The sequence below is a fragment of the Protofrankia sp. Cr1 genome (assembly GCF_963555865.1).
GTDB lineage: Bacteria > Actinomycetota > Actinomycetes > Frankiales > Frankiaceae > Protofrankia.
The window spans coordinates 1,044-1,650 of the sequence record NZ_CAUVXO010000443.1 but is presented as its reverse complement, the minus strand read 5'-3'; the positions used below and the strand labels follow the sequence as shown (position 1 = coordinate 1,650).

The following is a 607-nucleotide window of genomic DNA, read 5'->3' as shown; positions in this document are numbered from 1 at the left end:
ATACTTCTCCATGCGGCTGACACCACGCTACGGGCCCGGATCAACAACCACATCATGTTTCCGGACGACCCGACCCGGGACACGGAAGTACGGCGATGGCGCCTCGCCCACATCGACGCATACGAAAAAGCGTTCGGTTGGCTGACCACCCAGGCCTACGTCATCGACACTAGCTATCTGACTCCGCGGCACGTTGCCGAGACCGTGGCCAAATCGGGTCTGATACCTCGCCCAGTCGTATAAATGACAGCTGGCCGACCTTCGGCTGGCCCGGTCAGGCCACCATGAGAGCAGACGATCCCTGGCGCGGTGACCCCGTCGTCTGGATCACAGACTTGGGGAGGGATGACATGCTCAACAGACGCACCGTCATGACCACAGGTGTCTACTCGCTGGCCGCTGCCGCGCTCCCCGCCCAGCCACACGTGATCGGCACGTGGACCGGCTCCGCCCGCAGCGCGGGTCCCAGTGACGTGGCCCGGATCCGCCATACGGGCAAGGTCCTCAGCGATCTCGACGATCTGCACGGCGGAGGCCACGCCCGTTCGGCCGCGGCTGCCTACCTCGCCCAGGAGGTCGCGCCCCTGCTGCGCGGGACGACCGGACG

General features: G+C 65.9%; 2 pseudogenes. Both read left to right on the top strand.

Features of this window, described 5'->3' with window-relative positions:
* Positions 1-243, top strand: a pseudogene (locus U9980_RS23275) (ATP/GTP-binding protein); the annotation flags it as partial.
* A 107-nt stretch (positions 244-350) separates the two neighbouring features.
* Positions 351-607: pseudogene (locus U9980_RS23270) on the top strand (hypothetical protein); the annotation flags it as partial.